We start from the raw sequence: 25,009 nt of genomic DNA, 5'->3' as shown, positions 1-25,009 counted from the left end.
CGGCGGGGATGTAGAGCGCCGCCCGGCCCAGCGGGCGGCGGCGTGAAGGGATGTGCTTACTTTTTCGGGGCGGTGGCTGTGGCGGCCGCTCCGTTACGCGCTGCGTTCGCTGCGTTCGCGTTGTTCGCGGCGTTGGCGGTGTTCGGGTTATAGGCTGGATTTGCGTTGTAGCTCGGATTGGCCGTGTTCGCGTTTGGGGTGTTCGAATAGTTGTTCGCGGGCTTCGGCTGGAGCGTCTGATTGATGACGCCCATCTGTCCCATCTTCTTTGCGGCCTGACTGTCCGCACTGGCTGCCGTGGCGAAGCACATGCCGGCCACGCCGGCGATCAACGCAATATGCATGGCGCGACGGTGCGCGCGATTGCGGCTCTTCTTCATGACGGCCTCCTTGGCTCATGCTCGCCATGCGGATGCACAGCCAGCGCCTTCATTGTGTGCAAGGACGATGCCCGGAAACAGGAGGGTTTTGCCTAAGTGCATTCGATACGATTTGCGACGCTTTACCGCAGCCATCTTTGATATTCGTCTAACAAATAACCTAGTCTAGTAGGTAGTATGTACTTCGAAACACTCGAAACGAACCACCGGAGGATCACCGCATGTTTCCTGAATATCGCGATCTCATCTCGCGCCTGAAGACCGAGGATGCTCATTTCTCGCGTCTTTTCGAGCGTCACAACGAACTCGATCATCAGATCAACAACATGGAGACGGGCGTCAGTCCTGCTGATTCCTTCGCCATCGAATCGCTGAAGAAGGAAAAGCTGTTGTTGAACGACAAGATGTACGCCGTCTTGAGAAAGGCGCAGGAAGCCGCCTGAGAGACGTGAGAGACAGAGACGCCGAAGCAACAACGAGAGGAAGGAATAAAGGTGATCTCGCCAGACAAGCCTCAAGCGCTGCCGGCCTGCATCGAAGAGGAGGAAACGGGCTGCGCGGTCGAAGCGGCGCATGGCCTGCTGACGAACAGCGTCGACGACATACTCCAGCGGCTCGGATCACAGGAGCGCGAAGAGACGGAATCGCTCGTCGATACCGTGAGAACCCTGATCGGCGGTATGTCGCCAGATGAGATATCCACGTTACGCGCCCATCTTTTCGATGGCGACACCGTGCTGCGAACGGCCAACGGCTCGACCGATCCCGACGACGAACTGTCGCCGTCGTGGCGCGAAGGCGGCTATCCGTACCGGCATCTGATGTCGCGGCGTGCGTACGAGAAACAGAAGTATCGCCTGCAGGTTGAGTTGCTGAAGTTGCAGGCGTGGGTGCGCGACACGGGTCAGCGCGTCGTGATCCTGTTCGAAGTACGCGACGCGGCGGGCAAGGGCGGCGCCATCAAACGTTTCATGGAACATCTGAACCCGCGCGGCGCGCGCGTGGTCGCACTGGAAAAGCCGTCCGAGCGCGAGCGGGGGCAATGGTATTTTCAGCGCTACGTGGAGCATTTGCCGACGGCCGGCGAGATCGTCCTTTTCGACCGCTCGTGGTACAACCGCGCCGGCGTGGAGCGCGTGATGGGTTTCTGCACGCCGCGCGAGTACGACGAATTCGTGCAACAGGTGCCCGCGTTCGAGCGCCATCTCTGGCAAAGCGGCACGCACGTCATCAAGCTGTGGTTTTCCGTGAGCCGCGCCGAGCAGCGGCGGCGTTTCAGGGAACGCGAGATCCATCCGCTCAAGCAGTGGAAGCTGAGCCCGGTCGATCTCGCATCGCTCGACAAGTGGGACGCCTACACGGAAGCCAAGGAAACGATGTTCGCGCACACCGATAGCGCCGACACGCCCTGGACCGTCGTGCGCTCCGATTGCAAGAAACGCGCGCGGCTCAACGCCATGCGCTACGTGCTGCACAGGTTGCCGTACGCGAATCGCGATCTCAAGGCGATCGGTGCGGTCGATCCTTTCATCGTCGGGCGGCCGTTCTAGCTCGGACTAGTGCCTGTCATCAAAGTCTGCGCGAGCAGGCGGGCGTGCGGAGTGAGGGCGTCGAAGTCGCGGGCGCACAGGTGCAGGCGGCGTGTCGCCCACGGTTCCGAGAGCGGCACGATCGAGAGCGCGGGGCGCTCCAGCATGCGCGCCGACGCCTCCGACAAGATCGCGAGTCCGATGCCCGCCTCGACGAGCATGCCGATGTTGTCGATGCTGCGCATACGGATGCGGTAGCTCATCTGCCTGCCGAGCCGCGACGCGCGTTCGGCCAGATGCATTTCGAGCGCGGCGTCCGATAACCCGACGAACGCCTCGCCGACGATTTCGGCAAACGCCACCGCGCGTTCCCTCGCCAGGCGATGCACGCCGTTCGCCACGACCACCAGCTGATCCTGCGCGAGCAGATGGGTCTGAAGCAGCCCCAGGTCCGCCGTAACCGAAACGATGCCGAGTTCCGCGCGGCCTTCGGCGATCGCCTGCACGATCTCGACGCTCGGGCGCTCGTCGAGATCGATCGAAAGATCCGGATGGGTCGCGAGAAATTCCGTGAGCCGCGGCGGCAGGAAGGCGGCCAGCGCCGCCGTGTTCGACATCATCCGGATGCGGCCTTTGAGTCCGGTCGCGAACGATCGCAATTCGCCGCGCATCTGCTCGACCTGGCCGAGGATCGCGCGCGCGTGGCGCACGAAGGCGTCGCCCGCGGCGGTCGCCTGCACGCCGCGCCGGTTGCGCTCCAGCAACGGCGCGCCGAGCGCGGCTTCCATGCCCGCGATGCGCTCGCTCGCCGAGGCCAGCGCGAGATGCATGGCCTGCGCGCCGGCCGTGATGCTGCCGCGCTCAACGACGGTCAGGAAAAGCCGCATGTCGGTCAGATCGAAACGCATGCCGCATCCTTCGGTTTCGCCGAAGCCTCGCATTGGAAATGCCAGATTGTAAGCGGCTGGCGGCATCGCTAGCATCTGTCGCATGCAACCCTTTATTCTCGTCATTGGCGCGGGTTTTCTTGCGGGCGCGATGAATGCGCTCGCGGGCGGCGGCTCGTTCGTGAGCCTGCCCGCGATGATCGCCGCCGGCTTGCCACCGGTTCAGGCGAACGCATCCAGTACCGTCGCACTGTTTCCGGGCGGCGTGGTGAGCGCGTGGGCGTATCGCGACGGGCTCGGCCCCGTCGGTTCGGTATCGATGCGCAAGATGCTCGTCATGACGCTCATCGGCGGTTTCGTCGGCGCGGCGCTCTTGCTGTCGACGTCGTCGAAGACCTTCTCCTTCGTGCTGCCGTGGCTCTTGCTGTGCGCGAGCCTGACGCTTGCGTTCGGCCGCAAGCTCGGCGAGGCGTTGCGGCGGCGCTGGCATATCGGCGCGGCGGCGGTGCTGTCGATCCAGTTCGCGCTCGGCGTATATGGCGGCTACTTCGGCGGGGCGGTCGGCATCATGATGATGGCGGTGTGGGGCCTGCTCGATTCGCGCGACCTGAAGAGCCTGAACGCGCCGCGCACGCTGCTCGTGAGCGCGGCCAACTCGGTCGCGGTGGTGACTTTCGCGGTGGCGCAGGCGGTGCGCTGGCCGGAGACCATCGCGATGCTGCTCGCGGCGATCGTGGGCGGCTATAGCGGCGCGCAACTCGGCCGGCGCGCGCCGCCGCACTGGATTCGCGCGGGCACTCTGCTCGTCAGTGCCTGCATCACCATCGCGTTCTTTGTGAAGACCTACGGGCCGATGTTGTCGAACCGGTGATCGACACGAGGGTCGCAGCAATGCGGCCGATTTCTGCCGAGTCGAATTTAAGCCAGGGGTTGGCCGTTTTATAGGTGAACAGACCCAAGGGGACCATCATGTTTCCCGCTTTGCTCGAAACCATCGGTGCGCTGTCGCTGCTCGTGAGCATCGCGGCGAAGATCGTGTTGCTGCGCGATCCGCACGAAGACAGCGCGGACGATCCGCTCAAAGCCGCGCCGGTCCGACGAGCCTGCGCCGCGTGTTTCCGGCGCAAGCCGGCCGCTGGAGCATTTCGCCCGCGCTGTGTGCGCCCGGTCGTCAGTGCGCGTTGCGTTCGAGCGGCGGCAGGCCGAGCGGCTTTTTCGCGGACTCGTAAGCACGGATGAAGCGGGGATCGTCATCGAGCTCGCGCGCCATCCACTTCGACAGATCTTCGCCGCAGGCCGGATCGGCGATATCGCGGAAACACGGCGAATTCGCGGGCATCATGGTCGCCGCCCAGTAAAAGCTGAAGAGCGCCTGCTTTTCCGCGGGCTCCATGGTGAGCGCCTGCGGATCGGTTCCGGAAAACCAGCGGTCGAGCCGGGTCGAAAGGGTCGCTTCGGTTTCGTGGCTGTCGTATGAAAAGACGTAGCCGCCGCCTGCCTGGGCTGTATGAAAGTCGTTCATCACGACGTCGCTGACGAAGCGCGCCGCTTTTGCATTGGCCGCGAACGTTTGCGCGGAGGCATCCCATGCAAAAACGCAAAGGGCGACAAGCAATGCATTTGTTTTATGCCGAACGAGCGTGCGGCATTTTTTCCGATTGCTGGCCGAGTTCACACGAGTGAGAGGAAATAATTGCGCATCACCGCGAGTGTTTGCGGCGTTGAAAAAAGATACCGCGATTCTACTGAGTTATTCGATAGATCGGTAAGGAACAGTGAACGCTCGCAAATGGTGCATCTGAATAACGTTTTACTTTATTGCGCGCACCAAAGCGAAACGGCCCGTGAGGGCCGTTTCGTTGCCAGAGGCGAGTGCGCTGAAACTTACAGCGGCTGGATCGTCGAAGCTTGCTTGCCCTTCGGGCCTTGCTTGACTTCGAAGCTCACCTTCTGATTCTCCTGGAGCGACTTGAAACCCTTGGACTGGATTTCGGAGAAATGTGCAAACAGGTCCTCACCGCCGTCGTCCGGCGTGATGAAACCAAAACCCTTTGCATCGTTGAACCACTTCACAGTACCTGTTGCCATTTTTCCAAACCCTATTGAGACGGATTACGTTGTAGATGCGCTTCGAATCTCGAGCGGCATAGAGTTTTACCATGCCAGAACGCCGAGTTCAAATAAGCGTTTCTGCTAAGAGACGCGACATTTGCGCGTCATACTTCGTTTTTCGGGAGCCTGCGCCGCCGATTGTCTTTTTGTCCGGACAATACTCGCCCGCGCATTCGATTATCCTCGACCTCTCGGTCAGGCAAAAGACAAAAGGCACGTAATCATGGCACATACGCTTTCCAGCGTCGCGCAACGCGCGGCGTCCGACACCGTCCGGCTCGATGCGCCGGAGATCGCCGAGGCACGCCGGGAGCTTGCCGCCTGCTTTCAGCTCGCGGCGCTGCACGGCTTCGAAGAGGGCGTGTGCAATCACTTTTCGGCGGTGGTGCCGGGCCGCGACGATCTGTTCTTCGTGAACCCGTACGGCTATGCGTTCAGCGAGATCACGGCGTCGCGCCTTCTGGTCTGCGATTTCGAAGGCAATGTCATCGACGGCGAGGGTGAGCCGGAAGCGACCGCCTTCTATATTCACGCGCGTCTGCATAAGCTGATGCCGCGCGTGAAGGCGGCGTTCCACACGCATATGCCGAACGCGACTGCGCTGTGTCTGCTCGACGGGCCGCCGCTCTTGTGGCTCGGGCAGACGTCATTGAAATTTTATGGCCGCACCGCGGTCGACGAGGATTACAACGGCCTCGCGCTCGATGATGCCGAAGGCGACCGTATCGCCAGCGCGATGGGCGACGCCGATATCCTCTTCCTCAAGAATCACGGCGTGATGGTTGCGGGTGCGACTATCGCCGAGGCGTGGGACGATCTCTACTATCTCGAGCGCGCGGCTGAAGTGCAGTTGCGCGCGATGAGCGCAAACCGGCCGCTCAAGGTTGTGCCGCACGAGATTGCGCAGCGTACTTACGAGCAGATGCGTGAGGGGGATGCGCAGAGCGCGAAGGCGCATCTTGCGAGCGGGATGCGGCAGTTGCGGGGGAGGGGGATTGATTTTGAGGGGTGACTACTTCCGCGCCCCAAAACGCCTGAACCACCCACGCTTCCCCATATCCGCCTGCTGCAGAAACACCGCGATCACGATGATCAATCCTTTGAGAACGAGCTGCGTATTGCTATCGATATCATTGAGCAACAAGATATTGCTAAGGAATCCAAATATCAACACACCCGCAACCGTCCCCGACACGCGCCCGACCCCACCCGAAAGGCTCGTACCGCCGATCACGACAGCCGCGATCGCGTCCAGCTCCCAGCCCATGCCGGCATCCGCCTTGCCTTGCCGATACTGCGCCGCATAAAGCACGCCGACCAGCGCCGATAGCAAGCCCGAGATCGCATAAGCGGCCATCTTGTGGCGCGCGACATCGAGTCCCGACACCACCGCGCATTTCTCGTTTCCACCGATCGCATAAAGATACTTGCCGAATACGGTGCGGTTCATCACGAACCCCACGACGATCGCGATCACCAGAAAGAAAAGCGCAGGCACCGGCACCACATTGAAGAGCAGCGCGCGCAGCGCTTCGATATCGCTCGTTGCATTGGTGCCGCTATAGATCGAATAGACGGCCGTATCCTGGCCCGCGATCAGACGCGAGGCGCCCAGCACGCCCACCATCGCGGCAAGCGTGACGATGAAAGGCTGCATGCGTCCGCGCGTGATGATCCAGCCGTTGAGCGCGCCCAGCGTTAAACCCGCGAGCGGCACGATCCACATCACGGCGAGCAGGGGCATGCGATGCCCGCCATGCAGCGCGATATACGCGCAAGCCAGCGCCGCGACGATCAGCGCGATGCCCGCCTGCATCGCAACGGGCGAACGATCCGCGACGCGCACGGTCTGCGCATCGCGCGCACGCATGATGCCGCGCGCGACGCCGAGCACGGCGAACACGATCGCGAACACGGCGATCGCGTCGAGCACGAGCGATGCGTAGGTTGCGCGGTTCCAGCCATCGGTGGTGAGCAGCATCGCGGTGAGCACGCTGCCGAGTCCCATGATCGCGCCCACCGACAGATCGATGCCCGCCGTGATGATCACGAGCGTCATGCCGATTGAAATCACGCCGACGTTCGCGACTTGCCGGAACACGTCGGAGATATTCGCGCTCGACAGAAAGATGTTGCCGCCGTCGGCCGCGTGCGGCGCCGTGAACGCGCCCACCACCAGCAGCACGATGAGCCCGAGGTAATACTTCAGATACGTGAGGAACGTGCTCAGGTGTCGCTGACGGGCGGTGGCCGCGGACTCGGCGAGTTGGTCCTGCGCTTGCAGCATGATATGCGTCTCCGTTTATCGCTTCAGGGCGAGGCCATCCTGATGAGCACGTCGCCCGAGAATTGCTCGCGCGTCAGTACGCCGCGCGCGTGTCCTTCGCACATCACGAGGATGCGATCGGCCAGAAGCATCAGCTCATCGATTTCCGAACTCGCGACGATCACCGTCACGCCTTCGCGCGCGGCCGCGAGTATCTGCCGATAGATCTCGGCCTTCGCAGCGACATCGACGCCGCGCGTGGGTTCATCGAGCAGAAGAATGCGCGGCTTCGTCATCAGCCATTTGCCGATGATGAGTTTCTGCTGATTACCGCCCGACAAGGTGCTCGCATCCTGCGCGAGCGTGCGATGCTTGACGTTCGATGCCCGCGCCTGCGATGCGGCCCATGCCTGCATGCGGCCGCGCCGATAGAACGGGAATCCCGGCGCGCGCGAGAGCGACGGCAGAACGAGGTTCGCTTCCAGCGACTGATCGAGCACGAGCCCGTCTTTCTTGCGGTCTTCGGTCACGAAAGCAAGGCCGGCCGCGGCCGCGCGATCCGGTGAATCGATCGAATGCGTGTGACCCGCCACGCGTATCTCGCCTTCGCGCCGATACCGCGACACGCCGAACAACGCCTCGAGTATCTCCGTCTTGCCCGCGCCGAGCAGCCCCGAGATGCCGAACACTTCGCCTTGCTGCACCGCGAACGACACATCCGATACGACCGCGCGCGCCGGTCCCCATAACGTGAGGCCGCGCACGTCCACGGCGAGCGGGCGCGCCTGCGGCGCCTCGGCTTCGGTGCGCTCGGGGGGCGTGAAGTCCTTGCCGATCATCATCGAGACGAGCGCCGATGACGATTCGACCTGCCGCATCTGCAAGGTCGCGATGCGTCTTCCGTCGCGCAACACGGTCACGCGGTCCGCGACCGCGAATACTTCGCCGAGCCGGTGACTGATGAGCACGATACCCATGCCGCGCTCGCGCAGATCGCGTGTGAGCGTAAGCAGCGCCTGCGTTTCGGTGTCGGAGAGCGCGGACGTCGGTTCGTCCATGATGAGCACGCGCGCATCGGCGAGCAGCGCCTTCGCGATCTCGACCAGTTGCTTCTCGCCGACACGCAAGGTGCCGACGAGCGTATTCGGCGGCGCGCGAAAACCGAGTTGCGCGAGCACTTTCGCGGCCGCGTCGTGCATAGCGCGGCGATCGGGAAAGCCCATGCGCGTGCGCAGTTCCTTGCCGAGAAAGATGTTGTCGACGGCGGACAGCGTATCGACGAGATTGAGCTCCTGATGAATGATCGCGACACCCGCGCGCGTCGCGTCGTTCACGCTCATCATGCGCGTCGTCTCGCCACGCACGCGGATGCTGCCGGCATCGGGCGCGTAGAGGCCGCCCAGTATCTTCATCAGGCTCGACTTGCCCGCGCCGTTCTCGCCGACGAGCGCATGAATCTCGCCCGATGCGACATCGAAGTCGACGCCGGACAGCGCGGGGCTGCCGTTGAACGAAATCGACAGGCCCGCGGCTTCGATGAGCGGCGCGGTGACGGTTGCCATCGCTGTCTGTGTCTCGCTCAGTGGTTTGCGATGTACTGCTTCGCGTTGTCCGCGAAGATGCCCTGCGTCGGCAGCGTGACTTTCTTCTGCACCTTGTCGCCGTGCAACACCTTGAGCGACTGGCGGATGCCTTCCGCACCCGGCGTCGGATACATGAAGGTGCCCGCGAGCAGGCCTTGCTCGACCCACGTCGCGCCTTCCTGCGGCAAGCCGTCGATGCCGACGAACTTGATGCTCTTCTCGCGGCCCGCATCCTTCGCGGCGAGATAGGCGCCATAGGCCATCGGATCGTTATGCGCGTACACCACGTCGATCTTCGGCTGCACGCGCAACACGGTCTTCATGTAATCGTAGGCCTTGTCCTGCTTCCAGTCGCAATCCACGCGCTCGCCCACGCGCTTGATTCCTTTCTCCTTGCCGATGGCCTTGTCCGCGCCGTCATGCCGGTCATGCGCGGGCTGCGCGCCGAAGCCGCCCCAGATTTCGACCAGATTGCCTTGCGCCTTGCCCGGCCCGCCCGTCAGCTTGACGATGAAGTTGCCCGCTTCCTGGCCGATCTGCACGTTGTCCCCGCCGATGAACTGCGTGAACTGATCGCCGTTCACTTCGCGATCGAGCACGAACACGGGAATGCCTGCTTTGAAGGCCTTTTCGACGACGCCCGTGAGGCCCGCCGACTCCTTGGGCGAGATGAAGATCGCGTCCATCTTCTGCGTGATGAAGTTCTCCATGTCGGCGTTCTGCTTGTCGGTGCGGTCTCCCGCGTCGGCGATGATCAACTCGACCTCGGGATGCTTCGCGGCCTCCGCCTTCATGTCCTTGTTGAACTGCACGCGCCACGGCTCGACGGTCGTGACCTGCGAGAACCCGAAGCGGTATTTCTTCTGCTGCGCGAACGCCGGCCCGGCGATGAGCGCGGAGAACGTGCCGACCGCGCCGGCCAGCGGTGCGGCGATGAGACTCGCGGTGATGATGCGTCGTTTGCTGTCCATTGCGTCTCTCCTGTTTTGGTTGCCAGCTTCGGGTTCGTTGTTCGTGACGGGTTGCTGCTCTCGCTGGTTCTGATCGGGTTTGATCGATAAAAATAAAACGTTATAGCGCGGCCCGCTTGCGGGTTTCCCTGCCCGTCGCCTTGAAGGGCGGCGCGGTGCTCTCGCGCACGCGCAAATCCGCTTTCATGCGCAGATGCACCGGCTCCGCTGATTCGCCTTGCAACTGTTTGTGCAGCAGTTGCCAGATCGCGCGGCCCACGGCTTCCACCGGCTGATGTATCGAGCTGATGCGCGGATGCAGCACCGACATCCACGGCGCGTCGTCGAAAGAGAGCAGGGAGATGTGTTCGGGCAGCTGCAATTCCGCATCGCGTATCGCGCGCAAGGCGCCGAGCGTCGCGACGTTCGCGCCGGTGAAGAGCGCAGTCGGCCGCTCGCGCTCCGAGAGCAGTCCGAGCGTGGCCGCGTGGCTCTCCGTGTCCGTCATCCCGCATACGACGACGCGTGCATGGCGCGCGAGGCCCGCGCGTTTCATGGCGTCGAGATAGCCGTCCGCGCGCTCGCGGCTGTTGACGAGATCGAGCGCATTGACGATGAACGTGATGCGTTTGTGCCCCAGCGCGATGAGATGGTCGGTGCCGTCGCGCGCGGCGCGCCGGCTGTCGGTGGTCACGGTATTGGCGGGAAAGCTGTCGTCGACGCGATCGGCCATGACGAGCGGCACATCGCATTCGCGCAGTTCTTCTATCGCGTGATCGTAGCCGTGGCAGGGGATGATGATCATGCCCGCCACTTGCCGTGACAGCACGAAGCGGATGCGCTCGGCCTCGCGCTCGGGATTTTCCTGCGCATGCGCGAGCAGCAGGCGATAGCCGCTCGCGAGCGCATGATCTTCCACCACGCACAGCAATTCGATGAAGAACGAGTTCGTCAGATCGGGCACGACGAAGCCGATGGACGTCGAGCGGCTGCTGCGCAATTCGGCCGCGAGGCTGTTGCGCCGATAGCCGAGCCGGCGCGCGGCGTCCCACACCTGCTCGCGCCGCGCGGCGCTCACGCCCGGCGCGCCCGCCATGACCTTCGATGCGGTGCCGAGCGATACCCCTGCCGCAGTGGCGACATCCTTCAACGTGCGGGCCGGTTTTTTTCGTGAGTCCAAGGCGCGATATCGTCGAAATTCTGAAACGTTTCAGAATATTAGAAAGCGCCGACCAACCGGGCAAGTGAGTGTTTTTACCGACTCCGATGCGCCGCCTTACATCGAGATATCGTGCAGGTCCTTGACGATGGGCGGTCCGATCCTGAAGTCTGAGAAACGCACGGTGAGGCCGCCGCGCTCGGGTGTGCAGCACATCGGGCCGACCTGCCAGCGCGCGGTCGAACTGCTTGCGGCGAAGGGCGCAAGACGCATGAGGGTCCAGTGGCGTTCATCGGCGCTGCATTGCACTTTCAGGACGCCTTGCGCGACCGTCATGCGCAACCGGAAGCGGTTCGTGTTCGCGCGCGAGCCGAGCGACCAGTCGGAGAGATCGCTGGTCAGGACGGTGCTGAAGGTGAGCGCGCCGTCGTTGTATTCGGCGCCGGACTTGATCCAGCGTTCGGCGCTTTCGCGCACCATGAGGCCGGCCTGATCGTAGAGCGCGGAGAATTCGCCTTCGACCGCGACTTCGGCGGTAAAGTCGCCATCGACGTCTGCCGCGAAGACATGGCCGTTATCGCGTACGAAGCCGTAGTGCGTCTTGCGCCAGAAGTCCGTGTTCGGGTCGGTGGCGACGTGGAGCGTGTCGTTCTCGACGCGCCATTGCGCGGGCTCGTTGATCCATCGGCATTGCTCGAACATGGCGTCTCCGTCGCATGAGGATGGCAGCGTAAGTATGTCATGGCGCGTTCATCGCAGTGTCTGGAACGATCGTACGAAACGGTGTGCGCGTCAACTGCACTAACATGTACGGGCACTGAGCATTCTTTTTCCGGTGGGAGAACGATGGTCAAGCTAATGATGATCCTGCTGGGCGTGGATTATTTGCGCAATCGCTGGCGCGGCCTCATGGTGACGGGCTGGCTGCTTCTGCTGACCGGCATCGGCGTGTTCATCGATGCACTCGACGGCGCGCTCGGTTTCCCGATTGCCTCGGTGGGCTGGCTGCTGCTGATCGAGGGCGCGTTGACGCTGGCGGTCGCGTGGGCCGGCGTCGGCGGGCAGCGCAGGCTGCGCTATGCGAAGGGCATCGCGTTCGTGCTCACGGCGGCGCTGATCTTCGAGGGCAATCATCACGGCCACTTCATTCTGTCGATACTGATCGGCGTCGCGTTCATCTTCGATGGCCTTCTGCAGGCGACGTCCGCGCTCGTCGTGCGGTATCGTCGCTATCGCGTCGCATTCGGGTTCGCGATCTTCGAGATTCTGCTCGGCGTCTTCATGCTTCAGCCCTATCCGACGCACTACAAGGGCACGGTGCCGTATTGCGTCGGTGCGTTCTTCATCTTCGCGGGCTGGAACCTGATTCTCATCGCGACGCGGGTGCGCAAGCTGGCGAGCAACCCCGCGAGCTGGGGCGACGCCAGCGCCGAAGCCGCGAGCGCGGCACAACCGAAGGAACCGCCGCGTCCCGCGCTGCAAGCCCGCGAATGGGACGGCCCGCCCGCCGACGATGAACCCGCGCTCACGGTGCACGTCTGGACGCCGGTAGGCTCGTCGAAGGCGCAGACGCAGTGGCATCCGGTCGTCGATCGTTATATTGCGGCCGTGGACCGTAACGGCGTGATCTCGACGGGCCATGCCGCGCTCGAATCGCCGGAAGGCATCTACTTGAGCCTTTATCCGGCTGTCGAGATAGACCGCTCGCCCGACGACTTCGCGCGCCTCTTGCGCGCCACGCGCGAGAACGATGTGCCCGGAATGTTTCAGCCGAGCTACGCGATCGAATCGAAGGCGTGGTGTCCATCGACGACGCGCGTGCGTGTCCGCAATTACGATCCGGTTCGTCTGGATCGTTTCTGGCGCAATTATCGCGAGGACACGACCTATAACCTCACGCATCGCAACTGTTCGAGCAGCGTATCGCGCGCGCTCGATGCGGCGCTGGAAGGCGCGGCGGGGCGCTTGTATGGTGCGAGCGCGGGTTGGGGCGCGCTGGTTCGAATGATCGTCACGCCGGAACTCTGGGTTGCCGCGCAGGTACGCAAGCGCGCGGTGACGATGGCCTGGACGCCCGGTTTGACGCTCGACTATGCGCGAGCGCTCAGCATGGTCGCTGATCCGCGTCCTTATGGCTGGCTCAAGGTTGCGCGTATCGCGGTTGCGAAGATGCGTGAATCGCGGCGGGCGTGGCGTGATGAGGGTACGCGGGTTTGATGGGACGGGTTAAAAGCATTCCTTAGCAAAACAACCCGACCCATTCTAAAGATCAAGGTCTTCGGCTTCCTTGCGCGCACGCCGTTCCTCATTCGCCCGACGCGCGCGCAAACGCTGACGCGACAATTGTGCGATCACCTCGCCCGTCGACGCGCCTGGCGGGATTTCATTGCGAATGACCTTGGGCACCATGGGTAATCCCATGCGCTGTCTGCGCAGCGCGCGGGCGATGTTGGTGCGGCACTCCTGTCCGTGACAATCCCATTCGTCACGGATTCGCTCACAGTAGGGACATTGTTCCATCCTTACAGTTTATCGCGAACAGCGTGGTTTTCGCACACCTCACACGTCCCAGACGCCGCTCGCCGCCGTGCGCCTCGCATAGTCCTCGAAACTGCGCGCTTCGCGATCCAGGGCGAGACGCACGCCATCGACAGGCTTTTCGTTGCGGCCGTCGAGCACGGTGGTGAACAGATAGAGAATCAGATCCGTTTCCTCCGTCGATACGCCCGCCTCGAGCAACCCCGCGCGAAACGCATCGGCCGGAGCCGCCACGAGACGCAGATTGCGCCGCGATGCCTGCCCGATGCATTCGAGCGCTTCGGCGAAAGAGATCGCGCGAGGCCCGGTCAGCTCGTAAAGCCTGTTCTCGTGACCCGGCTGCGTGAGCGCCGCGACGGCTACGTCGGCGATATCCTCGGCATCGACGAAAGGCTCTTTGATATCGCCGACAGGCAGCGCGAGCGTGCCCTCGCGAATCGGATCGAGCAGAAAGCTTTCGCTGAAGTTCTGCATGAACCAGCTGCAGCGGAGAATGGTCCAGATTGCGCCCGAGCGTTGCAGCGCTTCTTCGGCGGCCTGCGCTTCTTCCTCGCCGCGTCCCGAAAGCAGCACGATACGTTCGATGCCGCTTGCCCGGGCCGCGTCGAAGAACGCGCTGACCGTGTCGAGCGCGCCGGGTATCGCGAGGTCGGGCTGATAAGTGATGTAGGCGCGCTTCACGCCCGCGAGCGCGTCGCCCCAGGTGGCGCGATCGTTCCAGTCGAAGCGCGGCCGCGTGGAGCGCGCGCATCCGCGCACGTCGAGTCCTTGCGCGCGAAGCCGCTCGGCCACGCGGCGTCCCGTCTTGCCGTTCGTGCCCAGCACGAGAATGGGCGCGGCGTCGAAGTTCGATCCAGTCATGACAGTCTCCTGTGATTAAAACATGAGAGTTGCTCACGTTTTAAACATGATAGATACTCACATTCAGCTGTCAAGGATTTTTGAGCACGCAGTCATGCGGCAAAGGAAAAGCCATGCAAGACAAGCCGCCGCGCGTCAAGGCGGAATCAGGCGCGGCCCGCCGGCAACCCGCGCAACAACGCAGTCGCGAGCGCCTGGATCGCATCCTGGAGATCGCACAGCGATTGATCGCGGAGAAGGGCAGCGAGCACGTGAAGATGAGCGAGATCGCCGAGCTTGCGGAGATTTCCATCGGCTCGCTGTATCAGTATTTTCCCGATAAGCGCGCCATCATCCGCACGCTCGCCGAGCTATACGCGGCCGAAAGCCGGCGCTGCGTGCGCGAGGCGCTCGACGCGGTGCAGGACAAGGCGCAATTGCTGGGCGCGTTCGCGTCGCTGGTCGATCAGTACTATGAGATCGTGCTGGACAAGCCCGTGATGCGCGACATTTCTTCCGCGCTGCGATCGGACAAGGAGTTGATGAACATCGAGATTGCAGAGAGCAAAGCGTGCGGTGCACTGCTCGCGGCGGCGATCCGGCGCGTCAAGCCGCGCGCGGACAGCAAGCGCGTCAACGCGCTCGCTTTCCTGATCTGGCAAATGGGCGAAGAAACGATGCGCCTCGCCGTCGCGCACAAGCGCGGCGAGGGCGCGCTGCTGGTCGACGCTTATAAGCGGATGACCCTGCGAGCGATCGAGGATGTCTGAGCCAGGCGCGCGTTCATCCGCTCAACTGGTTGGACGGGCTCGGCCGCCGCTCGCGTTGATGATGATCGAGGCTGCGTCGCAACATCTTCTTGACGAGGCCCTTGAGGAAGTGAATCGAGCGGTCCGCGCGCACGTTCAGGTCGAATGGCGCGAGCTCGCCGACTTCACGTCCGCTACGCGCGGTGAGTGTCGCGCGCGTCGTGCGATGATCGACGGCCATTGCGTTGAGCGTCTCGGAGGCGTGCTTGAACGATGCCCGATCCACGCGCGCACAGACGTGGCACGCGCGATGGAACAGCTTGTCGAACACGGTGAGCCAGAATTCGTCCATCTCGCCGCCGTCGCAGCGCGCGAGCGCTTCCTTGCCATTGGCGCGCAGATCTTCGACATCGCGTAACGAAGCGCATTGCGTGATGCTGCCGAAGCGTCGTCGATAGCCGATCAGCGGCGTGGGAATGCGATAGAGGCTGCTGGCGCGGAGATATGTCGACGGCACGAGGGCCGCATCTTCGTAGTGTCGTCCCACGGGGAATGGCGCTGCATCGAAGAGTCCGGTGCGGTACACGCGCGCCCACGCGAAGGTATGAAAGCGGTCGGCGAACTGCTTTAGCGTGGCCTGATTCATCGGAACGCCGCCGCCATCGGTGGCGTCGACCAGCGTGATGTCGTCGAGCTCGCGCCCGTCGTCGTCGATGATCTTCACGTTGTACTCGACCACATCCCACTTGCCCTCGGCGAGAACGGGAATGACCGCTTCGGTGAAGCCCTTCAGATAGATGTCGTCGCCGTCGAGGAAGCCGACATACGGCGTACGTACCGCCGCGAGACCGGTGTTGCGCGCGGCGCTCAGGCCGCCGTTTTCCTGCTGGAGCAATTCGATATGCACGCCGCGATCGCGCTCCACCATCGCGCGCGCTGCGGCATAGGTCTCGTCGCGAGAACCGTCATCGACCACGATGATCTTCATCGCGTCGATATGAGGCTGCGACAGCAGTGATTCGAGCGCTTCCTCGATGTAGCCTTCGATGTTGTACGCCGCCACCACGATGGTCAGCAGCGGATTCGTGTCACGCAAAGAGTCGCTTTCAAACGGCATAGATGACGCTCCATCGGGATGATTGGGGCACTGTCCCTTCGCATGCTGAAGCGAAGAATGCAATCTGGTCTGATGGATGCGGCTGGTGCGGCGACCGTGCCGCGTTATTGTTGGAGCATGTCGCGTCATATGGCGGGCCCCGATGCCCCGCCTGACGTGCATGTCGAAAGAGCAAACGCTGATAGAGCCGCTTTCTCGGGGCAAGGTTCCCGAGTGCGTGCATGTTAGCCCAGCAAAAAAACGAATCGATGACACGCGAATTCGTGCTTGCGTTGCATGTTACAGGCAACAAGGGTGCATGCGGCATATTTTCAAACCAAGCAAGTGCAATGCCATGCGCCGTCCGCGCGCGGTCAGTGACGTGTATAGAGGCCTTGTCCGAGCGCTTGCGCCGAAGGTTGCGTGGCCCATCCGCTTTGCACGCTGCCTTCGCTGCTGGCGCCATAACCCTCGCTGTACGGGCCATCAGGATAGCCCGTCTTGGACTGATGCAAGGTCCCGTCGTGTTCCGCCTGGGCGACTTGCGTTTCGACTTCTGCCCGCGTCACGGTGGGCGATGATTGTGCATAGGAAAGCATCGGCACCATGACGGCGCATGCGAGCAGGGCGGCTGCGAGTTTCTTCATGATCGTTCTCCTTTGAAAGAATGGAACCCGATAAGGAGACTAGGCCCGAAGAATTAGCCGATCATGAGTCGTAGCGCGCTCAGACGTTTTCCGGCGTATAGAGTTGCGCCGGCAGCGGATACTGGCTCGCCTGAGCGGCTTCGCCCGGCAACGCCTGCAGCGCGCGCAACATCGCCTGAATCGCCGTCTCCGCGATACGCTGGAGCGGCGTATCGATCACGAGATCGATGACGCCCTCGACGAGCGCTTCGTATCGATCCGGCATGAGATCGCTGCACACGGTCACGATGCGACGCCCCGCCGCTTCCTCGCGCAGCGCGCGAATCACGCCGCCCACGCCGCCGCCGGGAATGTAGAGTCCCGCGAGATCCTCATGACGCGCGAGCATGGCGAGTGTCGCCTCGTAGGCAAGTTGCTTGTCTTCGAGATTGATCTGCGTATCGAGCACGCGCAGACCGGGCGCATGCTCGCGCAAGTACGAGCGAAAGCTGATCTCACAGCTTTCCTGCCCGAGATAGCGTGGCGTACCGACGAAGACGCCCACCGTGCCTTCGTCGCGGCGCGTGAGGCGGCTTACGGCCCACGCCGCAGTCCGCCCGCTCTTGCGCGGGTCCACGCCGATATAACCCGCCCGCAACGGCGCGCTCAGATCGGACAGCAACGTGACCGTGGGTTTGCCCTGCCCATGCAGCGTTTCGATCGCGGCCGTCACATGCGGATGATCGACCGCGACGACACCGAGCGCATCGGCCTGTTCACCGAGCGAAAGCAGCGTGCGTGCGATGGAAGCGGGATCGAGTTCATCCATGTATTCGATGACGGCCGTGCAATGCTCTGGCTCGTGACGCGCGGCCGCGTCTTTCACAATGCGGGCAAAGGTCTGATAAAACGGATCGGCGCGTTTCTGCAAGCAGAAGCCCAACGTGTGCCGTGCGTGATGCTCTCCGCGTTGCGCGCGCAGCCGCTCGCGCATCAATCCCGCACCGTGATAGCCGATGCGCTCCGCCGCTTCGATCACGCGCAACGCGGTGCCTTCACGCACGCTGATGCGTCCGTTGAACACGCGATCGACCGTCGCCGGACTGACGCCGGCAGCCTCCGCCACTGACTGAAGAGTGGGACGCTTGCTCATATTTGATGTAAATGATGGCTTTTCGATTCGCGCGATGATGCTTAAAGATAGCAAATGCGCGTGAAGATTGCGCCGTCAGTGTGACGCTCCTATCATCGACCCAGTAATGATGAATGATGTAATTTCAATCATTGGCTGAGGGGACATGATGGATTCGAAGCAATTCGACGGCGCTGGCGCGCGGGATCGTCATCGCGATTACGGATTGATCGGCGGTGCAGGCGAGCGCGCGCAAGCAGCGGGTCTCGTCAACGCCGACTGGTACAAGTGCGCCGTGCCGCGTCCCGTCATGAAAAGCCTGATGCAACGCGGCGACGCGCGCGCGATCCGCGACACGCTGCTCTGGTATGCGGCGATCATCGCGAGCGGCGTGCTTGCATGGTTCGCATGGCAGTCGCATTCGCTGTGGGCGATTCCCGCCTTCCTTGTCTACGGCGCGCTCTATTGCGGTCCGGCCGATTCACGCTGGCACGAGAGCGGTCACGGCACCGCGTTCAAAACATCGTGGATGAACAAGGCGCTTTATCAGGTGGCGTCGTTTCAGGTGTTCCGCCGCCCGACCATCTGGCGCTGGAGTCACGCGCGTCATCATACGGACACGCTCGTCGTCGGACGCGATCGCGAAATCGCCGTGCCGTTGCCCACGGACTGGCTGAGCCTCGCGCTGAATGTCTTCGCATTGAAGCATGCCGCGGGCGAAGTGCCGAAGATCATCTCGTCGGCGTTCGGGCATATCGGCGAAGAAGAAAAGACTTACGTGCCCGAGTCGGAATGGCCCAAGGTGGTTCGGGAGGCGCGCGCGTGGCTTGCGATCTACGCCGTCGTGATCGCCGCGTGTTTCGTGTTCCATTCGATCTTGCCGCTGCTCTATATCGGCCTGCCGAGCCTGTACGGCGCATGGCTCTATCTTTTCTTCGGTCTGACGCAGCATGCGGGCATGCCCGAGAATGTGCTCGATCATCGCAAGAATTGCCGAACCGTGATGATGAATCCCGTGTTCCGGTTTCTTTATCTGAACATGAACTATCACGTCGAGCATCACATGTTTCCGATGGTCCCGTACTACGCGCTGCCGCGTCTTCACGAAACGGTGAAGCACGACATGCCGCCGCCCTATGCGAGCACGATCGCGGCATATGCGGAAATCATTCCGGCGCTCGTGCGGCAGACGCGCGATCCGTCGTATCACGTCGAGCGGCCGATGCCCGCGGCGACGCAAGCCTGACAGCCACTCGGAGACGACTCGCATGACGCAATGGATCGACGCAGCCGCAATGGACGACATCGAGGACGAAGACGTGATGCGCTTCGATCACGATGGCCGCACGTTCGCCATCTACCGGGTCAACGATGCCGTGTACGCCAGCGATGGCCTTTGCACGCATGAGCACGTTCACCTGAGCGACGGCTTCGTGATGGACCATGTGATCGAATGCCCGAAGCATAACGGTCGCTTCGATATCCGCGATGGCAGTCCGCTGTGCGCGCCCGTATGCGAAAAGTTGCAGACGTATCCCGCGAAAGTGGAGGGCGGCCGCATTTTCATCGAAGTGTGACGGCATCACGGAGAGCACCCATGACTCAGCTCGAAGGCAAGGTCGCGGTCATCACCGGCGGCGCGCAAGGCCTCGGCGCGGCGGTGGCGGCGCTGTTCGCCGAGCGAGGCGCGCACGGCATCGTGATCTGCGCGCGCTCGCGGGACAAGGGCGAACAGAAGGCGCGTGAGCTCGCCGAAGCGAGCGGAGCGCAGGTGCGCTTCGTCGCGGCGGATCTGTCGCGCGTGGAGGATTGCCGTGCGGTGATTGCGGCGACGGATGAACAGTTCGGGCGTATCGACGTGCTCGTCAATGCAGCCGCGAGCACTGAACGCGGCACGATCCTCGACACCGATCCCGAACTCTTCGATCGCATGTTCGCGACCAATGTGCGCGCGCCATTCTTTCTGATGCAGGAAACGATCCGCATCATGAAGCGCGAAGCGACGGAAGGCGCGATCGTCAACATCTGCTCGATGTCGGCGATGGCGGGGCAGCCGTTCATCGCCGCCTATTGCGCGTCGAAGGGCGCGCTCGCCACACTTACGCAGAACACGGCCTATACGCTGCTGCGCAATCGCATCCGCGTGAACGGTCTGAATCTGGGCTGGATGGCGAGCGAAGGCGAAGACCGCATCCAGCGCACGCATCATGGCGCGGACGACGACTGGCTCGAGCGCGCCGCAGCCGCGCAGCCATTCGGGCGATTGATCAACACGAACGAAGCGGCGCGTGCGGTCGCCTATCTCGCGAGCGCGGAATCCGGTCTGATGACGGGCTCGATGATCAACTTCGATCAATCGGTGTGGGGCGCGTATGACGACGCGCCGCATCCGCTGGAACCGCTTTGAATCAAACGCGGAACATGCTGACCGCGTGCGCGAGACGCTCGGCCTGATCGCGCAATTCCGTGGTGGAATGCTCCGCTTCACCGACGAGCGCGGCGTTCTGCTGCGTCGCTTCGCCAATGAGCATGACCGCGCTGTTGACCTGTTCGATGCCGCTCGCCTGTTCGCGTGACGCGACGCCGATTTCATCGACGATGGCATTCACGCGCGACACCCGCTCGACGATGCTGCCCATCGTGCTGCTCGCCTGCTCGGCGATCCGGTAGCCCTGCGAGACCTTCGCGGCGGATTCGGCGATCAGCACCTCGATCTCCTTCACGGCGCTGGCGCTGCGTTGCGCGAGCGCGCGCACTTCCGATGCGACGACCGCGAAGCCCTTGCCATGCTCGCCCGCGCGCGCCGCTTCGACTGCGGCGTTCAAGGCGAGAATGTTGGTCTGGAACGCGATGCCTTCGATGGTCGCGGTGATATCGGCGATGCGGCGCGCGGAGGCGTCGATCTCGCCCATCGTTTCCACCACGCGTCCGACCGCCTGGCCGCCCGCGCGCGCGGCGTCCGAAGCCGATGCGACGAGCGTGCCCGCCTGCGCGGTGTTCGCCGCGTTCTGCTGCACGGTCGACGTGATTTCTTCCATGCTCGCGGCGGTCTCCTCGACGCTCGCCGCTTGCGTGGCGATGCGCGTCGCGATGTCGCTGCTGCCTGACGCGATGCGCGCCGTGCCTTCGTTCATGTCGGCCGATGCGCTGCGCACTTGCGCGACGATGCCCGCGAGTCCGCGCGCGATACCGTCGATCGCACGCATCAGACGACCGATGTCATCCTCGCGCGTGCTGTCGATACGCACGGTGAGATCGCCCGCCGCGATGCGTTCGGAGGCGCGCGTCACGTCGTCGATGGGACCGCCGACGAGCTTCGCGACCGCATAAAGCAGCACGCCGACGAGCAGCGCGACCACGGCGAGCCCGAGCGCGAGAAAGCGATTGCGGCTCGCGTGCACGTCCGCCAGCAATTCATCGCGATACGCGATGCCGCCGATCATCCATTGCCACTGCGGCACCGTCATGTAGACGATTTCCTTCGTGCCGCCGTGCACGCGCGCATTCGCGCCCGCGATATCCGCGCCGTCGAACGTGAGCGTGCCTTCGCGCGTCTCGAGCATCTGCCTGAAGGGCGCGACGCGGTCATCGGCGAGTTCGCCTTTCGAACCGGGATGCACGAGCAGCTTGCCGCGACTCGCGCCGTTCGAGGCATCGACTGCGAAGTGGTAGCCGCTCGCGCCGATCACGAGCTTCGCGATGGTGTCCTGCAGCGCGGCGAATTCGGACGTGACGTCCACGCCGACGAAGAGCGCGCCAATCACGCGGCCCGATGCATCGGTGACGGGCTTGTACTCGGTGATGTACTGCTTGCCGAACAGCGCCGCGATGCCGATGTACGGCTTGCCGGCGAGCATCGGCGCATACGCCGGGCCTTTGCGGTCGAGCAGCGTGCCGATCGCGCGCGTGCCGTCCTGCTTCTTGAGCGAGGTCGTCACGCGCACGAAGTCGTCGCCGGTGCGGGCGAAGATCGTCGCGATCGCGCCGCTTTCCTCGAGGAATGCGTCGGGAATCGCGAAGTCGTTGTTCAGCGGCTTGTCGCCAGCGAGAAAGACCGGCGTGGCCACGCCGCCGATGTCCACAGTGCGCGACTCGTCGAGCGTGAAAGCGGAAGGCAGGCGGTGCGCGAAGATCGTCATGAAGCGCGTGACCTCGGCGCTCACGGCCTTGTCGTACAGGCCGATCATCGTCGCGATCGAGCGATTTTCGCTTTCGACGCGCGCGAGCGCGTGCGCGTCGACCTGTTCGCCGGCGCTTCTAGTGACCGCGATGGTGAAAAAGGCAACGACGACTGCCGTGAGCGCGCAGGCGAGCACGGCGAATTTGGTCCCGACGTTCATTCGGGCCAGAGCATTACGAAACATGGGGAGTGACTGGACGATAAGAGTTGTAGCGATCCTTATCGGCAAATGCTTGTCGGGTCTTTAATTTTTCGGCAACGCGGCGTTGGCATTTTGCATGCAAGAGGCGGAATGCAAAACGCCAAAAGTGAATGAAAAAACCCCGCCGCGAAAAAACGATTAACTTTCAAAAATGTAAGAGTCAACGCTCGAAAGCAGGCGCTGCAACGGCCACTCAAGGCGGTCGCAGGCTGGATTAGGGCAAATCCTAGGATAGCCAGTAGGCAGCAAACCCACTATTCTTCGAAAAACGTTTTCCAAGACCGGGCCGGGTTGCGGCTTCTGCCTCAGGCAAAACCACGCAAAGCCACGCCCACGGCGCTCGTCGCCGTCCACGCAACAAAGAACGCGGCACGACGAGCGCCGCCGCGTCCGGAGACTTTCATGAACACTGTCGTTGCCGGCGTCGTGCGTACCGCGAGCCGCTATCGCTGGACCGTGTGCGCGCTGCTCTTTTTCGCCACGGTCATCAATTACATGGACCGGCAGATCCTCGGTCTGCTCGCGCCGATGCTGCAGCACGACATCGGCTGGACGCAGGTGCAGTACGGCCGCATCGTGATCGCGTTCTCGGCCTTCTACGCGGTCGGTCTGCTGTGCTTCGGGCGCATCGTCGACTGGCTCGGCACGCGCATCTCCTACGCGCTCGCCATGTTCATCTGGAGTATCGCCGCGATGCTGCACGCAGCCGTCGGTTCCGTGATGGGCTTCGCGATGGTCCGTGCGCTGCTCGGCATCGGCGAGGGCGGCAACTTCCCGGCGGCGATCAAGACGACTGCCGAGTGGTTCCCGCGCAGCGAGCGCGCCCTGGCAACCGGCATCTTCAACTCCGGCGCGAATATCGGCGCGGTGTTCGCGCCTGCGCTGATTCCGGCTATCGCGGTGGCGTTCGGCTGGCGCGCGGCGTTCGTGATCGTCGGCGCGATCGGTCTGGTGTGGCTCGTCGTGTGGTTCTTTATGTACCGCCAGCCGGACGGCAGCGCGCAAGAGGACGATCTCGCCAACGAAGGCGATGAAACCCGCGCCGCCGATGCCGCCAACGCAAAAGCAGGCGCTCCGGGCTTCAAGGTGCTGATCAAGAAGCGCGAAACGTGGGCGTTCATCGTCGGCAAGTTCCTGACGGACCCGGTGTGGTGGTTCTACCTGTTCTGGCTGCCGAAGTGGCTGAACGAATCGCGCGGCATGGACATGCAGCACATTGGCTTGCCGCTCGTCGTGATCTACGCGATCACCACTGTCGGCAGCATCGGCGGCGGCTGGATTTCCTCGACGCTGCTGCGCAAGGGCTGGACCGTGAATGCGGCGCGCAAGACCGCGATGCTGATCTGCGCCTGCGCCGTGTTGCCGATCGCTTTCGTGTCGCAAGCGGAAAATCTGTGGGTCGCGGTGGCGATCGTCGGTCTGGCGGCGGCTGCGCACCAGGGCTGGTCGGCGAATCTCTTCACGACGGCATCGGACATGTTCCCGCGTCGTGCGGTGGGCGCGGTGGTCGGTATCGGCGGCATGGCGGGTTCGATCGGCGGCGTGCTGTTCTCGGAAGTGATCGGTCAGGTGCTGCAGCGCACAGGTCACTACTGGGTGCTGTTCGCGATCGGCGCATCGGCGTATCTGATCGCCTTCGCGATCATGCATCTGCTCACGCCGAAGATGACGCCGGCGAAGCTCGAAGCGTAATACGGTTCAACCGGTCATCGAAATCGGCATGCGCCGCGCCGCCAGCACTCGCAACCTGCAGGCGTCGCGGCGCGCGTCATGCAGCGGCAGCAGTCGATTCGCGCACGATGAGCCGAGGCTCGAACATGGAGTTGCCCGGATCGGGATGGCCCGCGAGGGCGTCGATGAGCTTCTGCATCGCCAGTTCGCCCATCTTCTCGCTCTGGATGTCGACGGTGGTCAGGCCCGGTGCGGCGTATGCGCCGTAAGGCACGTTGTCGATGCCGGTGACCGACACGTCCTGCGGCACGCGAATGCCGAGCGATGCGGCTTCTTTCATGAAGCCGAGCGCGATCAGGTCGTTGTAGCAGATCACGGCCTGCGGGCGCTTCGGGCCGAGCATCACGCGCGAGCAGGCCTGTTCGCCCGCGAGCGAGGTCGGCGCATGGGCTTCGTAGATGTCGAGTTCGAGGCCCGCTTCGGCGAGACACTCGCGCGCGCCGCGAATCCGTTCATCGTTGATGCGCGCATGCTCGAAGCCGAGATACGCGATGCGGCGATGCCCGAGATCGAGCAAGTGACGCGCGAGCATGTAAGTGGCGAGGCGGCTGTTGATGCCGACGCTCGGAATCGGCAGTTCGGCGTTGCGCAGGAGCACGACCGGCTTGTCGAGGTCGAGCATCCAGCGCGCGTCGTCGTCGGCGAGGCGCGAGCTGACGAGCAGGCCGTCCACGCGTTGCGCGAGCGCTTCTATGAGCGGACGTTCGCGCGCCTGGTTTTCGTCGATATCGACGAGCAGCAGCGTGTAGTCGTGCCGCAGCGCGATGCGGTTGGCGCCCTTCACGACGTGCGTGAAGTGCGGGTTGCTGATGTCGAGGATCGTGAGACCGATGGTGCGCGTCTTGCCTGTGATCATCGAGCGCGCAAGCGGGTTGGAGCGGTAGCCGAGCGAATCGATGGCTTCCTTCAGCTTGGCTTCGACGGGCGCGGAGAAACGCTGCGCGCCGTTGATGAACTTGGACACGGTTGCGACGGATACGCCTGCTGCTGCGGCGACGTCGCGAATGGTCGGGGAAATTTTCTTCATTAGGAGGGTAACGTTTTCGCGT

At 63.1% G+C, this 25,009-nt stretch carries 26 protein-coding genes; 10 read left to right on the top strand and 16 right to left on the bottom strand.

Annotation, left to right across the window (positions count from 1 at the left end; all coding sequences use genetic code 11):
• Positions 1-56: 56 nt before the first annotated feature.
• Positions 57-380, bottom strand: a complete 324-nt coding sequence (locus tag NK8_RS29705; protein ID WP_162070793.1) for a hypothetical protein — start codon at positions 378-380, stop codon at positions 57-59.
• Between the two features lie 221 nt (positions 381-601).
• Between NK8_RS29705 and NK8_RS29700 the strand changes: the two genes are divergently transcribed.
• Positions 602-823, top strand: a complete 222-nt coding sequence (locus tag NK8_RS29700) for a YdcH family protein (RefSeq protein WP_213231705.1) — start codon at positions 602-604, stop codon at positions 821-823.
• 54 nt (positions 824-877) lie between these two features.
• Positions 878-1,930: a polyphosphate kinase 2 gene (gene ppk2, locus NK8_RS29695; protein WP_225936522.1), complete on the top strand. Its 1,053-nt coding sequence runs from the start codon at positions 878-880 to the stop codon at positions 1,928-1,930.
• On the opposite strand, the gene NK8_RS29690 is transcribed toward ppk2, so the two are convergent.
• The gene (locus NK8_RS29690) at positions 1,927-2,817 is read right to left on the bottom strand and encodes a LysR substrate-binding domain-containing protein (protein WP_213231703.1); all 891 of its coding nucleotides are present in this window, start codon (positions 2,815-2,817) and stop codon (positions 1,927-1,929) included. The genes ppk2 and NK8_RS29690 overlap by 4 nt on opposite strands.
• A gap of 82 nt (positions 2,818-2,899) precedes the next feature.
• Between NK8_RS29690 and NK8_RS29685 the strand changes: the two genes are divergently transcribed.
• Entirely contained in the window at positions 2,900-3,667 is a 768-nt protein-coding gene (locus NK8_RS29685) for a sulfite exporter TauE/SafE family protein (protein WP_213231702.1), read from the top strand.
• Between the two features lie 300 nt (positions 3,668-3,967).
• Here the strand turns inward: NK8_RS29685 and NK8_RS29680 are convergent, their stop codons facing one another.
• Together NK8_RS29680 and NK8_RS29675 are read right to left on the bottom strand one after the other, a co-directional pair.
• Entirely contained in the window at positions 3,968-4,318 is a 351-nt protein-coding gene (locus NK8_RS29680; protein ID WP_225936419.1) for a hypothetical protein, read from the bottom strand.
• Between the two features lie 362 nt (positions 4,319-4,680).
• On the bottom strand, positions 4,681-4,884 hold the full coding sequence (locus NK8_RS29675) for a cold-shock protein (RefSeq protein ID WP_008347993.1): 204 nt from the start codon (positions 4,882-4,884) through the stop codon (positions 4,681-4,683).
• Positions 4,885-5,131: 247 nt separating this feature from the next.
• Between NK8_RS29675 and NK8_RS29670 the strand changes: the two genes are divergently transcribed.
• Complete coding sequence (locus tag NK8_RS29670; RefSeq protein ID WP_213231701.1) at positions 5,132-5,920, top strand: aldolase; 789 nt, start codon at positions 5,132-5,134, stop codon at positions 5,918-5,920.
• Here NK8_RS29670 and NK8_RS29665 read toward each other — a convergent pair whose 3' ends face one another.
• From NK8_RS29665 to NK8_RS29645, 5 genes are all read right to left on the bottom strand, one after another.
• On the bottom strand, positions 5,921-7,195 hold the full coding sequence (locus tag NK8_RS29665; protein WP_213231700.1) for an ABC transporter permease: 1,275 nt from the start codon (positions 7,193-7,195) through the stop codon (positions 5,921-5,923).
• 23 nt (positions 7,196-7,218) lie between these two features.
• Positions 7,219-8,736 carry a sugar ABC transporter ATP-binding protein gene (locus NK8_RS29660; protein WP_213231698.1) on the bottom strand — a complete coding sequence of 506 codons (1,518 nt, stop codon included), beginning with the start codon at positions 8,734-8,736 and terminating at the stop codon, positions 7,219-7,221.
• Positions 8,737-8,753: 17 nt separating this feature from the next.
• Entirely contained in the window at positions 8,754-9,728 is a 975-nt protein-coding gene (locus NK8_RS29655; protein ID WP_213231696.1) for a substrate-binding domain-containing protein, read from the bottom strand.
• Between the two features lie 100 nt (positions 9,729-9,828).
• Positions 9,829-10,887, bottom strand: a complete 1,059-nt coding sequence (locus tag NK8_RS29650) for a LacI family DNA-binding transcriptional regulator (RefSeq protein ID WP_213231694.1) — start codon at positions 10,885-10,887, stop codon at positions 9,829-9,831.
• A 96-nt stretch (positions 10,888-10,983) separates the two neighbouring features.
• Positions 10,984-11,568 carry a DUF1349 domain-containing protein gene (locus NK8_RS29645; RefSeq protein ID WP_213231692.1) on the bottom strand — a complete coding sequence of 195 codons (585 nt, stop codon included), beginning with the start codon at positions 11,566-11,568 and terminating at the stop codon, positions 10,984-10,986.
• Between the two features lie 144 nt (positions 11,569-11,712).
• On the opposite strand from NK8_RS29645, the gene NK8_RS29640 reads away from it, so the two are divergent.
• Positions 11,713-13,083 (top strand): HdeD family acid-resistance protein, encoded by a 1,371-nt coding sequence (locus tag NK8_RS29640; RefSeq protein ID WP_213231691.1) that lies wholly within the window; start codon positions 11,713-11,715, stop codon positions 13,081-13,083.
• Positions 13,084-13,128: 45 nt separating this feature from the next.
• Here NK8_RS29640 and NK8_RS42970 read toward each other — a convergent pair whose 3' ends face one another.
• Together NK8_RS42970 and NK8_RS29635 are read right to left on the bottom strand one after the other, a co-directional pair.
• Positions 13,129-13,386 (bottom strand): hypothetical protein, encoded by a 258-nt coding sequence (locus NK8_RS42970; RefSeq protein WP_162070805.1) that lies wholly within the window; start codon positions 13,384-13,386, stop codon positions 13,129-13,131.
• A 39-nt stretch (positions 13,387-13,425) separates the two neighbouring features.
• Complete coding sequence (locus tag NK8_RS29635; RefSeq protein ID WP_213231690.1) at positions 13,426-14,265, bottom strand: NAD(P)H-binding protein; 840 nt, start codon at positions 14,263-14,265, stop codon at positions 13,426-13,428.
• A gap of 113 nt (positions 14,266-14,378) precedes the next feature.
• Between NK8_RS29635 and NK8_RS29630 the strand changes: the two genes are divergently transcribed.
• Positions 14,379-15,014, top strand: a complete 636-nt coding sequence (locus NK8_RS29630) for a TetR/AcrR family transcriptional regulator (protein ID WP_213231689.1) — start codon at positions 14,379-14,381, stop codon at positions 15,012-15,014.
• 13 nt (positions 15,015-15,027) lie between these two features.
• Here the strand turns inward: NK8_RS29630 and NK8_RS29625 are convergent, their stop codons facing one another.
• The 3 genes from NK8_RS29625 to NK8_RS29615 all read right to left on the bottom strand — a co-directional run bounded on the left by NK8_RS29625 (position 15,028) and on the right by NK8_RS29615 (position 17,868).
• Entirely contained in the window at positions 15,028-16,110 is a 1,083-nt protein-coding gene (locus tag NK8_RS29625; protein ID WP_213231688.1) for a glycosyltransferase family 2 protein, read from the bottom strand.
• Between the two features lie 353 nt (positions 16,111-16,463).
• Positions 16,464-16,736 carry a DUF4148 domain-containing protein gene (locus NK8_RS29620; RefSeq protein WP_213231687.1) on the bottom strand — a complete coding sequence of 91 codons (273 nt, stop codon included), beginning with the start codon at positions 16,734-16,736 and terminating at the stop codon, positions 16,464-16,466.
• Between the two features lie 79 nt (positions 16,737-16,815).
• Entirely contained in the window at positions 16,816-17,868 is a 1,053-nt protein-coding gene (locus tag NK8_RS29615; RefSeq protein ID WP_213231686.1) for a LacI family DNA-binding transcriptional regulator, read from the bottom strand.
• Between the two features lie 145 nt (positions 17,869-18,013).
• Between NK8_RS29615 and NK8_RS29610 the strand changes: the two genes are divergently transcribed.
• The 3 genes from NK8_RS29610 to NK8_RS29600 are packed head-to-tail and all read left to right on the top strand — an operon-like array spanning position 18,014 to position 20,254.
• Positions 18,014-19,093, top strand: a complete 1,080-nt coding sequence (locus NK8_RS29610; RefSeq protein ID WP_213231685.1) for a fatty acid desaturase family protein — start codon at positions 18,014-18,016, stop codon at positions 19,091-19,093.
• A gap of 22 nt (positions 19,094-19,115) precedes the next feature.
• The gene (locus tag NK8_RS29605; protein WP_162070811.1) at positions 19,116-19,424 is read left to right on the top strand and encodes a non-heme iron oxygenase ferredoxin subunit; all 309 of its coding nucleotides are present in this window, start codon (positions 19,116-19,118) and stop codon (positions 19,422-19,424) included.
• A 20-nt stretch (positions 19,425-19,444) separates the two neighbouring features.
• Positions 19,445-20,254, top strand: coding sequence for an SDR family oxidoreductase (locus NK8_RS29600; protein ID WP_213231684.1), 810 nt, complete (start codon positions 19,445-19,447; stop codon positions 20,252-20,254).
• Between the two features lies 1 nt (position 20,255).
• Here NK8_RS29600 and NK8_RS29595 read toward each other — a convergent pair whose 3' ends face one another.
• Complete coding sequence (locus tag NK8_RS29595; protein ID WP_213231683.1) at positions 20,256-22,211, bottom strand: methyl-accepting chemotaxis protein; 1,956 nt, start codon at positions 22,209-22,211, stop codon at positions 20,256-20,258.
• A gap of 420 nt (positions 22,212-22,631) precedes the next feature.
• Here NK8_RS29595 and NK8_RS29590 point away from each other — a divergent pair, with 420 nt between their 5' ends.
• On the top strand, positions 22,632-23,921 hold the full coding sequence (locus NK8_RS29590) for an MFS transporter (protein WP_213231681.1): 1,290 nt from the start codon (positions 22,632-22,634) through the stop codon (positions 23,919-23,921).
• A gap of 76 nt (positions 23,922-23,997) precedes the next feature.
• Here the strand turns inward: NK8_RS29590 and NK8_RS29585 are convergent, their stop codons facing one another.
• Positions 23,998-24,987 carry a LacI family DNA-binding transcriptional regulator gene (locus NK8_RS29585; RefSeq protein ID WP_162070815.1) on the bottom strand — a complete coding sequence of 330 codons (990 nt, stop codon included), beginning with the start codon at positions 24,985-24,987 and terminating at the stop codon, positions 23,998-24,000.
• Positions 24,988-25,009 lie beyond the last annotated feature (22 nt).

It is taken from the genome of Caballeronia sp. NK8 (genome assembly GCF_018408855.1).
Lineage (GTDB): Bacteria > Pseudomonadota > Gammaproteobacteria > Burkholderiales > Burkholderiaceae > Caballeronia.
This window is presented reverse-complemented; position numbering and strand designations above follow the sequence as displayed.